13 protein-coding genes and 1 pseudogene are annotated in these 13,254 nt (G+C 67.0%); 7 read left to right on the top strand and 7 right to left on the bottom strand.

Features of this window, described 5'->3' with window-relative positions:
* Nucleotides 1-181 (top strand): annotated as a pseudogene (locus tag JWN03_RS00435) (cupin domain-containing protein); the annotation flags it as partial.
* 23 nt (nt 182-204) lie between these two features.
* On the opposite strand, the gene JWN03_RS00440 reads toward JWN03_RS00435, so the two are convergent.
* From JWN03_RS00440 to JWN03_RS00470, 7 genes are read right to left on the bottom strand one after another with little or no spacing between them, the layout of a single operon-like run.
* On the bottom strand, nt 205-1,152 hold the full coding sequence (locus tag JWN03_RS00440) for an ABC transporter substrate-binding protein (protein WP_297607909.1): 948 nt from the start codon (nt 1,150-1,152) through the stop codon (nt 205-207).
* A gap of 23 nt (nt 1,153-1,175) precedes the next feature.
* The gene (locus JWN03_RS00445; protein WP_297607912.1) at nt 1,176-2,345 is read right to left on the bottom strand and encodes an LLM class flavin-dependent oxidoreductase; all 1,170 of its coding nucleotides are present in this window, start codon (nt 2,343-2,345) and stop codon (nt 1,176-1,178) included.
* Nucleotides 2,342-3,439 carry an LLM class flavin-dependent oxidoreductase gene (locus tag JWN03_RS00450; protein ID WP_297607915.1) on the bottom strand — a complete coding sequence of 366 codons (1,098 nt, stop codon included), beginning with the start codon at nt 3,437-3,439 and terminating at the stop codon, nt 2,342-2,344. The genes JWN03_RS00445 and JWN03_RS00450 overlap by 4 nt, the downstream gene beginning before the upstream one ends.
* Complete coding sequence (locus tag JWN03_RS00455) at nt 3,436-4,461, bottom strand: ABC transporter substrate-binding protein (protein WP_297607917.1); 1,026 nt, start codon at nt 4,459-4,461, stop codon at nt 3,436-3,438. Before JWN03_RS00455 ends, JWN03_RS00450 begins: the two co-directional genes overlap by 4 nt.
* A gap of 38 nt (nt 4,462-4,499) precedes the next feature.
* Nucleotides 4,500-5,195, bottom strand: coding sequence for an ABC transporter ATP-binding protein (locus tag JWN03_RS00460; protein ID WP_297607919.1), 696 nt, complete (start codon nt 5,193-5,195; stop codon nt 4,500-4,502).
* Entirely contained in the window at nt 5,192-6,058 is an 867-nt protein-coding gene (locus JWN03_RS00465; protein WP_297607921.1) for an ABC transporter permease, read from the bottom strand. Before JWN03_RS00465 ends, JWN03_RS00460 begins: the two co-directional genes overlap by 4 nt.
* 1 nt (nt 6,059) lies before the next feature.
* Nucleotides 6,060-7,091, bottom strand: a complete 1,032-nt coding sequence (locus JWN03_RS00470) for an NrtA/SsuA/CpmA family ABC transporter substrate-binding protein (RefSeq protein ID WP_297607923.1) — start codon at nt 7,089-7,091, stop codon at nt 6,060-6,062.
* Nucleotides 7,092-7,296: 205 nt separating this feature from the next.
* Between JWN03_RS00470 and JWN03_RS00475 the strand changes: the two genes are divergently transcribed.
* The 6 genes from JWN03_RS00475 (at nt 7,297) to JWN03_RS00500 (ending at nt 13,144) form a co-directional block, all read left to right on the top strand.
* Nucleotides 7,297-8,058, top strand: coding sequence for an IclR family transcriptional regulator (locus JWN03_RS00475; protein WP_297607926.1), 762 nt, complete (start codon nt 7,297-7,299; stop codon nt 8,056-8,058).
* 80 nt (nt 8,059-8,138) lie between these two features.
* The gene (locus JWN03_RS00480) at nt 8,139-9,233 is read left to right on the top strand and encodes an LLM class flavin-dependent oxidoreductase (RefSeq protein ID WP_297607929.1); all 1,095 of its coding nucleotides are present in this window, start codon (nt 8,139-8,141) and stop codon (nt 9,231-9,233) included.
* Nucleotides 9,230-10,591: an NtaA/DmoA family FMN-dependent monooxygenase gene (locus JWN03_RS00485; protein ID WP_297607932.1), complete on the top strand. Its 1,362-nt coding sequence runs from the start codon at nt 9,230-9,232 to the stop codon at nt 10,589-10,591. Before JWN03_RS00480 ends, JWN03_RS00485 begins: the two co-directional genes overlap by 4 nt.
* 138 nt (nt 10,592-10,729) lie before the next feature.
* The gene (locus tag JWN03_RS00490; protein WP_297607935.1) at nt 10,730-11,563 is read left to right on the top strand and encodes a GntR family transcriptional regulator; all 834 of its coding nucleotides are present in this window, start codon (nt 10,730-10,732) and stop codon (nt 11,561-11,563) included.
* Between the two features lie 13 nt (nt 11,564-11,576).
* Complete coding sequence (locus JWN03_RS00495; protein ID WP_297607938.1) at nt 11,577-13,004, top strand: amidase; 1,428 nt, start codon at nt 11,577-11,579, stop codon at nt 13,002-13,004.
* A complete protein-coding gene (locus JWN03_RS00500; RefSeq protein WP_297607941.1) occupies nt 13,001-13,144 on the top strand; it encodes a hypothetical protein in 144 nt (47 codons plus the stop codon). The genes JWN03_RS00495 and JWN03_RS00500 overlap by 4 nt, the downstream gene beginning before the upstream one ends.
* The last annotated feature ends 110 nt before the right edge of the window (nt 13,145-13,254 follow it).

The raw sequence follows: 13,254 nt of genomic DNA on the forward strand, positions 1-13,254 counted from the left end.
CGTGCCGCCGTATGTGCCGCATCAGGAGATCAATGCGAGTACGGATGAGCCGCTGGAGTGTGTGCTCGTGCGGAGTGGGAGTGAGGCTGTTGTCGTGAATCTGGATATTGAGCCGGTGGAGCGGCCGGACACCGTTTACTGGGTCGATCCGCTCCACCGGGATCCCACCGGGGATCAGTGAGAACGTTGCCTCTGCCCGGTGGATCAGACCGCCGTGGCGGACTTCGTCGCCTCGACTGCTTCGCCGATCCAGGGCAGGACTGCGTCGCGAACTTGAATCACCTGGGGCAGTAGGCCATTCGCCGCCAGAAGGTCCGCGGCGTGCTGTTGTTCGTCTAGGAAATCCTCGGTGACCGCGTTGATGCCGAAGGGGCGGCCGCGGAGGGCGGCTTCCCAGGCGTCGAGGTCTGCCTTGCCGCCGCGGGCGATGACGTCGGCTACGAAGTACTGGGCTGCTTCGCGGGGGTTGGCGGTGATCCAGGCGTCGGATTCCTGCAGCGACGCGATGATCGCTTCCAGTGCGGGGCGGTTGTTTTCGGCTACGTCACGGCGGGTGAACCATAGGGACGGGTGGCTGAAGACGGATTCGGTGTCGACCAGGGTGTGCAGGTCGGTGGTTGCTTCGATGGCGGTCAGGCCGGGGTAGGCGCCGACCCAGGCGTCGAGGTCGCCGGCCAGGAGGGCGTCGCCGCCGTCGCGGACGTCGGTGTCGATGGGCTCGACGTCGGACCAGGTGAGGCCGGCCTTCTCCAGGGCGAAGAGCAGGAGGGTGGTCTGCCAGGAGCCGTGGGCGATGCCTACGCGCTTGCCCTTCAGGTCGGCGGCGGTGCGAATTCCGCTGTCGGACTTGGTGACCAGGCGGCCGTTCTCCACGCGCGGGCCCGAGATGCCGACGTAGACCAGGTCGCGGCCGTTCGCGAGACCGGTGACCGGCGGGGTGAAGCCGGTGCCGATGAAGTCGTAACCGCCCTCGGTGAACAGCCAATCCGAGTGCAGCGAAGGCAAACCCGTCTTGGGGTCGACCCGCTCGGTTTGCGGGAGGGCGCGCAGGTCGACCCATTCCACATCGGGCAGCCGGGTTTCCAGAATGCCACGGTGGCGCAGGACGAACAGGGAGTTGTTGTGCGGGAAGTAGCCGACACGAAGGGACATGAATGCTCCTGGGATCGAGGGGGTCAACGGGAGAAGGACAGTGCTGCTTCGGAAGTCGGCACGGTGAGCCGGGAGCGGCCCAGTAGCGGCAGGACCTCCTCGCCGACTCGATACGCCTCCTCGAGGTGCGGGTTGCCCGCGAGAATGAAGGCGTCGACGCCGAGGTCGATCAGTTCGTCGAGGCGCTCGGCGACCTGCTCGTAACTGCCGACCAGGCCGAAGGCGGGGCCACCGCGAATGAGGCTGAAGCCGCACCACATATTCGGCTGCACTTCGAGATCGCGGTAGCCGGTGATGGTTTCGGGCACCCAGCCCTTGATACGGGCCGCACCGACGGAGTCGCCCTGGGCGGCCCGATTCGCGGCGTCCCGGTCGACGAAGGCCCAGCCCTTTTCGATTTCCGCCCAGGCCGCTTCCTCGGTGTGCCGGGCGACGATATCGATGCGCACCGCGAACTTCGGTGTGCGGCCCGAGGTTTCGGCATGGGCACGGACACCGTCGAATTTCGCGCGCAGATCGGCATAGGGTTCGAGCCAGGACAGGTAGTAGTCGGAGTGGCGGCCCGCAGCCTGCACGGCGGCACCCGACGAGCCGGAGAAGTACACCTCGGGGAACGGCTGACCGGCCAATCCCGGTGGGAGCGCCGCGCCTTCGGTATGGAAGAACCGGCCGTCGTAGTCGTACGGTTCGCCGTCCCACACGCCGCGCAACACATCCAGGAACTCACTGGTACGCGCATACCGGTCATCGTGGGAAACCTTGTCGCCCCACCACAATTGGGCAGGACCGCCGCCCCCGCTGATGATGTTGTAGACCAACCTGCCCCCGGTGGCCCGCTGCAGGCTCGCCGACATGCGCGCCGCCTGCACCGGATGCAGGAAGCCGGGCTGGAACGCGACCATGAACCGGTAGGTGGTGGTTTCCCGCGCCAGCGCGGCGGCCACCGCCCACGGGTCGTCGGTGACCGGGAACGACGGCAGCAAACCGCCGAGAAATCCCGCAGACTCCGAAGCCTTTGCGACAGCGGCCATATGGTCGATATAGCCGTACCCGTCGAGTTCGCCGTCACGGATGGCCGGGGCGATATTGCCGGGGCCGTAACCGCCTGCATGGCCGCGGTTGGCACGGCGCGGGGTGCGCAGCGACGCGTGGTCGCCCTCCATGCCGATGCGCCAGTAGATATCGATGGTCATGCCGTGGCCTCCTGGGCGGCCAGGGTGCGCCCGGCCGGGTCGACGAGATACAGCAGGTGTTCGCCGGTGCGGTGTACTTCCTCGATATGCGGGTGACCGACGAGCACGAAGGATTCGATTCCGGCGTCGATGTAGGCCGAGAGCCGCTGCGCCACTTGCTCATAGCTCCCGACCAGACCCACCGGCTGGGAGTAGCCGAGCTCGGCGAATCCCGCCCAGCGGCCGTCGCCGAGATCCAAGGCGTTCGAAGGGTCTTCTGGGTGCACCTCGCGCCACTGGCGGTGCGCTCGCGCCCACGCTTCCTGCTCGGTTTCCCTGGCTATGATCGGGATCTCGAGCCCCGCCCGCACGGTCCGGCCCGCAGCCACCGCACGTTCACGCAGCTCTGTCACCGATGCCGTGATGCCGTCCGGTGTTTCGGTGAACACGTGAACGTCACCGTGCCGAGCCGAGAGTTCCAGCGCCTGCGCCGAAGTGCCGGAGAGATACACCGTGGGGAACGGCAGCCCGGACAGAATGCCGCGGAAGCCACCGTCGATCACGTCATAGTGTTCGCCGTCGAATTCGAAGCCGGTGCCCTTGAATCCTGCTCCGGGGACAGGCGTTTCGTTCCACACGCCCCGCGCCACGGTCAGAAACTCCGCGGCGCGTGCGTAGCGCTCGTCGCCGGTGACCCGATCGCCCCGCGCGCGGGCATCGGCTTCGCCGGTCTCCACAGCGATCCGCCACGACAACCTCCCCCGGGAAATCTGCTGCAACGTCGCCGATACCTTCGCCGCATAGACCGGAGTCCCGAAGGCAGGCTGGAATTCGACGATCACTCGAGCGTGCCGGGTGGCGCGCAGGGCCCCGCCCGCCACGATCCACGATTCCTCGCCGAGCGGATCATAGGGAGCCAGCACGCCGTCGAGTCCGGAAAGCTCTGCGGCATTGACGATCTGGTGCAGGTCATCGAACGGCCCGAACTGCCCCGGCCGCACATCGGTGGCCGGGGTGACCCGCGATGGCCCACCGAAACCGCCGCGATTACGCGCCGCCGGCCCGGCATGCCTGCCATCACCCTGGGTGGGCAGCCGCCACAGGAACTCGGTCACGCCGGCGCCTTCCCCGACTCGACGAGCTCACGAGCCCGTTCCAAAGGTTCACGGGCGACCCAGGATTCGAGATCGAAGCCTGTGGCCAGGAATCCGTGGGTGTACAGGAACTGCTGCTGGATCCCGATCAGCTCGACGCGTTCATCCGACAGTGACGGATGCAGGTCCTTGTGGAAGTTCTCGCCATAGGCCGCAACGACCCCTTCGGGCCCGGAAAGAGTTTCGCGCTGCAGCACCTCACGGACAGCATCGAGATTGCCCGCTGCCCAATCGGCCGCGCGCAAGCTCTGCGCGAGGAATCCGATCACGACCTCGGGTCGCGACTCCAGCAGGTCCGCGTGCACGGTAATGGGGCGCGGAGTGCCATTGTTGACCCGCAGCCGCTTGCTCTCGGTAGCGTCCAGATCCACCGCGACCCGGAGCCCGTGCTCCCGCGCGACCTCCTGTGCCCGTGCGCCCTTGACGTAGATGGCGTCCACCTCACCGCGCAGCAGTTCCTCGACGCCCCACGTCGTGATGCGGCCCTCGGCGCGGGCTTGGGTGCGCACCTGCGGGTTCCGCTCGGTACCGACCTCCACGGCGGTCACATCGGCGAGGGTGAGCCCGCCGAGTCGCAGCGCGCTGGAAAAACCGTGCAGTGCCATCGCGCGTGGAAAGCTGCGGGCCTGATCCTGTGCCCACGCGGGGATTCCCACGCGCAGCCCGGCGAGTTCGGCCGGACCGGCGACCTCCGCATCGGGTCCGACGAGAATGGCCTGCGCCTCGTCGATCCAGGTCAGTCCGATCAGCCGGGTCGGTGAGCCCTGCGCGCGAGCCGCGAGTGCGGGCACATTGCCGCCCTCCCGGACCAGGCCGGACAGATCGTGCAGAAAGTGGTGCGCGGCCAGTTCCGGCCCGGTGTCCTGCAGGACACCGAACTCCAGCCCGGCCGCACTGGCGGTCTCACCCAGCCAGCCGAGGCTGTTCGCGAGACCGCTGGCCGTGGGGACGGGGCAGCGGGTGTACCAAAGGGTTTCGGTCATGAGCGCTCCTGATGAGGCGAAGGTGTCAGCGGCCGGTCTCAGTGGACGCCGAGCTGATCGAGGAATTCGGTTCGGTAGCGGATGGTTTCGGCCGCTGCGCGGTCCCGGGGATGCGGGAGATCGATGGTGACATCGACGGCGAAGCGACCACGGTCGAGAATCAGCACCCGGTCGGCCAGGCGAATTGCCTCGTCGACATCGTGAGTCACCATCAGCACCGCCGGACGGTGCCGGGCGACCAGGTCACCCACGAGGTCCTGCATCTGCAATCGCGTGAGTGCGTCCAGCGCCGCGAAAGGCTCGTCCAGCAGCAGCAATTCGGGTTCACGGACCAGCGCGCGGGCCAGGGCTGCGCGCTGCGCCTCACCGCCCGAGAGGGTGGCAGGCCACTGCCGGGCCTTGCCGTCGAGATTCACCTCGGCAAGCGCCCGCAGCCCCGCTTCACGATTCTCGCGAGAATGACGTTGGCCGACAACAACATTGGCCAGCACCCGCTTCGACGGGATGAGACGCGGCTCCTGATAGACGGTGGTGCGCCGCGCCGGCACCAGCACCTCCCCCGCATCCGGGACTTCGAGTCCGGTGAGCAGGCGCAGCAGTGTCGTCTTACCGGTGCCGCTGGGCCCCAGCAGCACCACGAACTCACCGCTATGAATGGTGAGATCGACACTGTCGAGAACGGTCTTGTCGCCGAACGACTTCCGCAGCCCGGTGATCGATACGGCGGTGGTCATCGAATCGCCACCTGCTTGCGCCACGGCATCGAGAACTTCTCGATGACCCGCACCACAACATCGAAGATCAAGCCCAGCACCGCGTAGAGCACCACGCACAGCACCATGTAGTCGGTGCGGTTGTACTCCTGCGCCAGGGTCACCAGGTAGCCGACACCCTCCCGGGTACCGACCTGTTCGGCCGCGATGAGCCCGGTAATGCTGATGGACAAGCACACGCGCAGCGCCATCAGAATGCCCGGCAGCGCCGATGGCAGGATCACCTCGAGCACCAGCCGCGGCCCGCGCAAGCCGAAACTCCGTGCCGCCTCGACCATTTTGCGATCCACATTGCGGACCCCGAGATAGGTATAGGCGTACATCGGCGCGATGGTGGCGACCGCGATCAGCAGCACCTTGTACAGCTCGTCGATGCCGAACCAGGCGATGAACAGCGGCGCCAGCGCCAGGAAGGGCACGGCCCGCACAATCTGCATGGTCGAATCGACCAATTCCTCACCGAGACTGGCCAATCCGGCCAGCAGGCCGAGCACCAGCCCGGCGGTAACCCCGATTCCGACCCCGGCGGCCGCGCGAACAAGTGAGGCCATCGCGAAGTCCACCAGTTGACCGCTGGAGGCCAACTCGGTGAAGGCCGTCCACACCTTGGGCGGTCCGGCGAGAACCTGCGGCGAGACCGTGCCGGTCGCCGAGGCGATCCACCAGGCGGCGAAGATCAGCGCGGGCAGTAGGAATCGCAGCGGTACGGAAAGCCATGCGGGCCTGCGCCGTTCGACCCGGCTACGGGGCGGGGCCAGGACCGGATCGGTGAGGACGGGCTCAGCGCGCACGGGGTCGGTGACCACTCCCGAGATCACTGCCATATCAGCTGCCCACCTTGACCGCCGCCAGTTGCTCCGGCGTCAGCTTGGCCTTCAGGTCGTAGAAGATATCGCCGGCGGTGATCTGGCGGGTGATGACACCATTGCCGAAGAACGTATTCACCACATCGCCCAGATCCGTCGCATCGGCGGCGGACGGCAGTCGCGGCACGGTCGCCTCACTACCGACACGCACGGCATCCGCCAGCCGCGCACCGGAGAGCGCGGTCGGGCCGGTCTTCTCGAAGACGTTCTCGAAGTCGGCCGGATTGGCCCGCTGCTTGGCTGTAAGTCCCTGCAGCACTTCGAGATACTTGGCCGCGATCTCGGGATGCTGGTCCAGCACCTCGGTGCGGAACACCACGACGCTATTGTCCTTCGAGCCGATGCTCTTCTCGGTCGCGATCTCGACGCCGCCGTTGGCCTTGGCCTCCTGGTACGGAATCAGGAACGACGCCCAGGCGTCGATCTTCCCGGAAGCGAAGGCGGACGCGGCATCCTTCTGCTGCAACGGAACTCGCGTCACCTTGTCGGCCGGAATGCCCGCCTGCGCCAACGCCTCGAGCAGGATGTACTCGCCCTTGGCGGCAGGATTCACCGCTACCCGCTTACCAACCAGATCGGCGACCGAGTGAATCCCGGAGCCCGGCGAGGCGATAATGCCGCTCTGATCCTGACCGGCCGGGTCCTGCACCGCCACGATCCGAACGCCGACATCCTTGGACAACGCGCCGACCACCGGGCTGAAGGCCGCCCCGGACACGTCAAGTTCCTTGGTATTGAACAACTTCAGCATGGAGCTGAAACCCGGTGTGGTGGGCACCCATTGGATCTTCACGCCGAGCGGAGCGAGCGCGGCATCGAAGGTGCCGTCCCGCTTTCCGACCGCGATCGGCCCCTCGTTGCCCGGGTCGACCACCTTGAGCACGATGGACGAATTGCCGCCACCACCGGAACCGGAGCTACACCCGGCGACGAGTGCGGCGATGGGGACGATCGCGATTGCGATACGCATGAGGGCTCGCCTGCGGGACATCGTGGAGGCTCCTGTTCCGGATTGTCGATCAATGCCTCCGCAGAGTAGGGACGACGGTGGGGTGACGGCCAGGTAATGCTTTCCGTGGATTGGAAGGCTTGACAGCGCGATAAACCCTGCTATTGGCCCGCTCGGCGAATAGCTTTCCATCTATCGGAAAGCTCAACAGCCGCTGCGGGTCCGCCGCTGTGTTAGCGTCGGCCCTGTGGAAGCTTCCGGCGTACAGACCGTCGCCCGCGCCCTGTCCGTCCTGGACTGTTTCCGAGGGGGCGAGGAGCGCGGCGTCTCGGAGATCGCACGGCAGCAGGGGCTCGCCGTCAGCACCACCCATCGTCTGCTGGCCGCACTGGTGCAGGCCGGCTTTCTGGAGAAGGACACCGTTTCCAGCCGCTACCGCATGGGCGGCGCGCTCGCCGAGTACGGGCAGATCGCCTACCGCCAGCACCGCATCTATCTGGCGGAGCCGCATCTCGAACAGCTCGCGAACACCACCGGAGCCAGTGCGTCGGTGGCGACGCGGCACAATATCCACGCCGTACTGCTCGGCACCAGCCACTGGCGGGAAACCGACGGCCACGCACTACAGGGCGTGCGATTGCCCCTGCACGCGAGCGCCCTCGGCAAGGCGCTGCTCGCCTGGTCGGCGACCACCGATGACGAATTGCGCAGCCTTCCTTATGAAGAAGGCACCGAGCGATCCGTCTCCGGACCCGCCGAACTCCGCCGCGAACTGATCACCACCCGCGAACGCGGATACGCCTACAACGACGAGGAACTCGATCCCGGGTTCCGCACCATCGGGCTGCCCATCCTCGATCCCCGCGACAGCGCCGCCCCGTGCCGCTTCGCGCTCGGGCTGCGCGGTCCGACCACGCTGATGATTCCCGAACGAGTGCCGTTCTTCGTCGAGCTGGCGAAGGTGACCGCACAGGAGATCGCGGCCAAGTTCGCCACCGCGCACAGCTGACCGGGCCGTATCCCACAGGGTTCGGATCACGCTGACGCCAACCGTGGCGGCGGCCGCCAAGTTCGACGATCGTCGAACTTATGGCCAGCGAAAGCGCAGTCCGGAAGAGCCTGTTCGCGTTGGGAATCGAGCTCGACGGCGAGGGATACCACCCGAGAGCGTGGCGTCGCGCCGGGCACGAACCCACCCGGTTCCTCAGTCCGCGCAGGCTGCGCGCGCAGGTGGCCGCGGCCGAGAACGCGGGATTCACCTTCGCGACCTTCGACGATTCCATCGTCCCCGCCGGTGAGATCGCGGGCCGGATCGACGCGATCGGCCGCGCCTCGTTCGTGGCGGCCACCACCAGCACCCTCGGGCTGGTGCCCGTTGTCGCCGCCACGTATGCCGAACCGTTCCATATCTCCTCGCAGCTGGCGACTTTGGACTACGCCTCACGAGGCCGCGCGGGCTGGCTGGCCGCCGATGACCCGGAGACCGCGCGCACCTGGGGTGCGACGCCGCGGGTCACCGAAACCGAAATTCGGCGCGAGCGTGACGATTCCGTCGAGGTCGCACGGCGGCTGTGGGACTCGTGGGAAGACGACGCGGTGGTCCGGGACTATGCCGCCGGCAAGTTCCTGAACCGGGATCGGCTGCACCACATCGATTTCATCGGAGAGACATTCTCGGTGAAGGGGCCGTCCATCGTGCCGCGCCCACCACAGGGTCAGGTGGTGGTATTCGGTTACGGCACAGCGCAATCCGGTATCGATGTGGCGCTGGTCAGTGGGGCGCACACGCCGGATGCGGTGGCGGCGGTACAGCGCGCGAGGGAGTCCGGCGCGGCGCGCGGGCTCGTCGATCTGACGGTCGCGCTGGATACACCCACCGAGACCGCGGCAGAGCGACTCGCCGATCTCGGCGCCGACGCCCTCCCGAATCACCCCGAACGGCTGCACTTTTCGGGCAGTCCCGACAACCTCGTCGCCTTGCTGACCGATCTTTCCGCACATGCCGACGGCGTCCGCCTGCACCCCGCGGTCCTCGACGAGGACCTCACCGTTCTCGCCCGCTACGTCCTGCCCGCCCTGCTGCGTGCGGGCATCGCACACCGCCCCGTTCCCGGTTCGACGCTCCGCGCGAATCTCGGACTGTCCCGGCCTGCCGACCGTTACGCCAAGGAGCTCACGCGATGACCGAGGTCCCGTTCCCCGATGCCCGAGTGCATTTCGGAGTCTTCTTCCAGGGCGTCAACCACAGCACCGTCTGGTCCGATCCGAGCAGCGGCTCGCAGATCGACTTCGAGACCTTCCGCCGGGTGGCCACCACCGCCGAGCGCGGGCTCTTCGACGCCTTCTTCCTCGGTGAGGGCCTGCGCCTGCGCGAACAGGACGGGCAATTGCTCGACACCGATATCGCGGGACGCCCGGACGCGATCGCCCAACTGGCGGCGCTGGCGGGGATCACCGATCGAATCGGCCTGGTAGCCACGCAGAACACCACCTACAACGAGCCCGCAGACCTGGCGCGGCGACTGTCCGGGCTCGATCTGCTCTCCGAAGGCCGGGCGGGCTGGAATGTCGTCACCACCGACAATGCGTGGACCGGCGAGAACTTCCGGCGCGGCGGCTTTCTCGACCACGCGCACCGCTACGAGCGCGCCACCGAATTCCTGACGATCGCCCGCGAGATCTGGGATTCCTGGTCCGACAAGGCGATTGCCCCGTCCCGGCGCAGCTCGTCCTGGCTGACACCGGGCGCGGTGCAGGCTGTGGAGCGCGATACCGAGCATTTCCAGGTTGCCATCACGCCCACCCTGCCGCGCAGTCCGCAGGGTCATCCGGTGATCTTCCAGGCCGGCGTCTCCCCGCAGGGCCGCGATTTCGCGGCAGGCCATGCCGAAGTCATCTTCTCCCCCTTCGGAACCAACTTCGACCCGGCCCGCGAATTCGCCGACGATATTCGGGCCCGACTGGTCGCGGCGGGCCGCCCGGCCGACGATATTCGCATTCTGCCGGGCACCCAGATCGTGCTGGCCGAACGGGAATCGGAGGTCGAGGAGAAGAAGCGCTGGGTACTCGAGCAGCAGATCACCGGTGCGACCGCGTTGTCACTGGTCGGTCAGGTCTGGGGCAAAGACCTCTCGCACCTGGATCCCGACGGCCCGCTTCCTGCGGAAGACCCTGAGCAGTCGGTGATTTCGGGTACTCGCGGCTCCCAGCGCGACGGCCAGGACCCGGTCGCCATTGCCGGGCAATGGCGCGCACTGGCCGAATCGCGCGGCCTCAGCCTGCGTCAGGTGGCCATCGAGACCACCGCGCGCTTCGGTTTCGCGGGCACTCCCGGACAGGTCGCGGATGAGCTGACCCACTGGGTGCGGCACGGTGCGAGCCACGGCTTCAATATCACTCCGTATCTGGTGCCGACCGGCTTGGACGACATTGTCGACTGGCTGGTTCCGGAACTGCAGGAACGCGGCTCCTATCCCACCGCCTATGCGGGCACCACGCTCCGCGAACACCTCGGCCTGCGCCCGCCGCTCACCCGACGCTGACCGCCCGGCACCGCGAAACCAGCGCGCTGCCGGGCAAATCCCCAGGTCACAGCGCCCGATTCGGCTCGGATGCCCGCGTAACTGGAGATTAACGCCAACTCCTTGTCGCGTAACATGCCGCGCGGGCACAGTACAGACATGCAGCCCAGTGACCAGCGGCCCAGCCGAGTCGACAGCAACGATCTCGCACTGGAACGCACCCGATTCCGCGTTCAGGTGCAGGAGTGTCTCCCGGGCTCCGCACAGCTGCTTGCCCGGCGGTTGCACGATCTGCTGCGCGCCGCCCTGCGCGACGGCACCTTCGGCTCGGGCAAACTGCCGAGCGAGGCCGAACTGATGAATCAGTACCAGGCCTCGCGTGATGTCGTCCGCGAGGCACTGGACCTGCTGCGCAATGACGGACTCATCGAGCGACGGCGCGGAGTGGGCACCGTACCGGTCCGCGCCGAACGCCTCGTCTCGGGAGCGCTTCCACCGGAAGGCCGTTCGCTCGAGGAGCACCTCGCGCTGGGACGTATCTCGCCGCGACTGCTGCACTGGGCGTGGGTTCCGGCGCCACAGGTGATCGCCGACCATCTCGACGGTATCGCCCTCGGCGACGATTGCCTGTGCATCGAGTACGTCCTGCTGCTCGATCAGCGGCCGATGGCCCTGTTCACCAACTACTTACGCACTCCCGAAGCAGCTCGAGTCGATCTGAGCACATTCCGGGACGACTTCTACTCACTGCTGCACGCGGGCGGCATCAACTTCACGTCCTTCGATGTGGGCCTGCAGGCGGCGCTGGCCGACGAGTATGCGGCGGCACTGCTGCATGTGCTGCCCGGCGAGCCGGTGCTGCTGATGGAACAGACCATTCGCGATCGCGACGGCCAGGCGATCGACTACGCGCTGGGCACCTGCCGCAGCGAAATGCAACTGCGCATCGGCGCGATCCCACGCATCGATCTGACCGGCACGCTCCCCCGCTGACCGAGGAATAATCATGACAACAACAGTCCCCGTTGCCTTTTCGACTCTCATCGACGCTGCCGCCGCACTTCGATCCGGCGCGGTATCCGCGGTCGAGTTGGTCGGCCAGGCCCTTGCCACCGCCGACGCAGTCGACAGCACCCTCGGCGTCTTCCTGGCCCGATTCGACGAACGCGCGCGAGCGCAAGCCGAACACGTCGACGCCAAGATCGCAGCCGGTCAGGAATTAGCGCCGCTGGACGGAATACCGTTGGGCGTCAAGGATATTCTCGCCCACGCCCATGCTTCCACCACCGCGCAGAGTCTTGTGCTCGCGCCGGAATGGGGTACCGCCACCGGCGACTGCGCCGTGGTATCCCGGTTGGAACAGGCCGGGGCGATTGTCACCGGCAAGACCACCACCATGGAATTCGCGATCGGTGTTCCCGATCCGGAGAAGCCGTTCCCGGTGCCGCGCAATGCCTGGGACCCCGAACGCTGGGCCGGCGGTTCCAGTTCCGGATCCGGCAGCGGCGTGGCGGCGGGCCTGTTCCTGGGCGCCATCGGCACCGATACCGCGGGCAGTATCCGAATTCCCGCCGCGTTCAACGGAATCACCGGTTTGAAGCCCACCTTCGGCCGGGTGCCCAAATCGGGTGTTGTCCCCCTGGGTTATACCCTCGACCATGTCGGGCCGATGGCTCGTTCGGCGGCGGATTGCGCCCTGCTGCTCTCGGTGATCGCCGGGCACGAGGCCGCCGACCCGTACAGCTCGTCCGTCGCAGTCGACGATTACTCCGGTGCACTCACCGGCGATCTGCGCGGAATCACCATCGGCGTAGACGATCTCGACCGCTACGCCAATGCGGGCATCGACCCGGCCCAGCCGCAACTGTTCACCGAGGCGCTCGACGCGCTGCGCGAGGCCGGAGCAACCATCGTTCCGGTGGAGATCCCGATGTATCCGGAGGTGACCGCGATCGATGTCGTGGTCATGCTCGCCGAGGCGCACACCTACCATCGGGACGACCTGCGTACCCGCTGGACCGACTACGGTCGCGGCACCCGCATCATCCTCGCCGCCGGAGATGCGCTCAGCGCCTCGGATTACATTCAGGCCCAGCGGGTTCGGCGCATCGCCCAGCAGCAGATGGCCGAACTGTTCACCGAGGTCGACCTCGTCCTCACTCCGACCGGCCACCTCGGCGCCCCGCCGCTGTCCGCCATCGACCAGATGCAACCGCTGAATGTGCTTGCCTCCCTGCACACTCCGTACTGGAATCCGCTCGGCAATCCGACCCTCGCCGTCCCGATCGGCTTGTCGAGCGAGCACACACCGCTCTCGATGTCCCTCAGCGGCAGACCCTTCGCCGAAGCCACCGTGCTGCGGGCCGGCGATGCCTATCAGCGCCTGACCGACCACCACCTCCGCACACCCACCACCCTGAAAGGGCTGTCATGACCGAATCCTGGTCCACCGATCCGGCGGAGAACGCCGCCGTCACCGCTCTCGGTCAAGTGCTGCAAGCCATGGCGGCCATGCTGCACGGTGTCGAGGACACCCACCACACCAATCCCAGCGGCGGATTCGTCCTCGGCTGAGGGGTGTAGAGAGTACTGGAACAGCGGCCGCATCACCATCCATCGCACCGATCAGTGGGACGACCATCCGCTGTGAGGGCGGTCACCGTTAACTTCGAGAGGCACCTCGC

The organism is Nocardia sp. (assembly GCF_025465275.1).
Taxonomy (GTDB): domain Bacteria; phylum Actinomycetota; class Actinomycetes; order Mycobacteriales; family Mycobacteriaceae; genus Nocardia.

What these genes read in the sequence shown, in the direction of transcription:
- JWN03_RS00445 (WP_297607912.1), bottom strand. Translation starts at nt 2,345, where the DNA reads ATGACCATCGATATCTACTGGCGCATCGGCATGGAGGGCGACCACGCG.
- JWN03_RS00480 (WP_297607929.1), top strand. Translation starts at nt 8,139, where the DNA reads ATGGCCAGCGAAAGCGCAGTCCGGAAGAGCCTGTTCGCGTTGGGAATC.
- JWN03_RS00485 (WP_297607932.1), top strand. Translation starts at nt 9,230, where the DNA reads ATGACCGAGGTCCCGTTCCCCGATGCCCGAGTGCATTTCGGAGTCTTC.
- JWN03_RS00440 (WP_297607909.1), bottom strand. Translation starts at nt 1,152, where the DNA reads ATGTCCCTTCGTGTCGGCTACTTCCCGCACAACAACTCCCTGTTCGTC.
- JWN03_RS00470 (WP_297607923.1), bottom strand. Translation starts at nt 7,091, where the DNA reads ATGTCCCGCAGGCGAGCCCTCATGCGTATCGCAATCGCGATCGTCCCC.
- JWN03_RS00500 (WP_297607941.1), top strand. Translation starts at nt 13,001, where the DNA reads ATGACCGAATCCTGGTCCACCGATCCGGCGGAGAACGCCGCCGTCACC.
- JWN03_RS00455 (WP_297607917.1), bottom strand. Translation starts at nt 4,461, where the DNA reads ATGACCGAAACCCTTTGGTACACCCGCTGCCCCGTCCCCACGGCCAGC.
- JWN03_RS00490 (WP_297607935.1), top strand. Translation starts at nt 10,730, where the DNA reads ATGCAGCCCAGTGACCAGCGGCCCAGCCGAGTCGACAGCAACGATCTC.
- JWN03_RS00495 (WP_297607938.1), top strand. Translation starts at nt 11,577, where the DNA reads ATGACAACAACAGTCCCCGTTGCCTTTTCGACTCTCATCGACGCTGCC.
- JWN03_RS00460 (WP_297607919.1), bottom strand. Translation starts at nt 5,195, where the DNA reads ATGACCACCGCCGTATCGATCACCGGGCTGCGGAAGTCGTTCGGCGAC.
- JWN03_RS00465 (WP_297607921.1), bottom strand. Translation starts at nt 6,058, where the DNA reads ATGGCAGTGATCTCGGGAGTGGTCACCGACCCCGTGCGCGCTGAGCCC.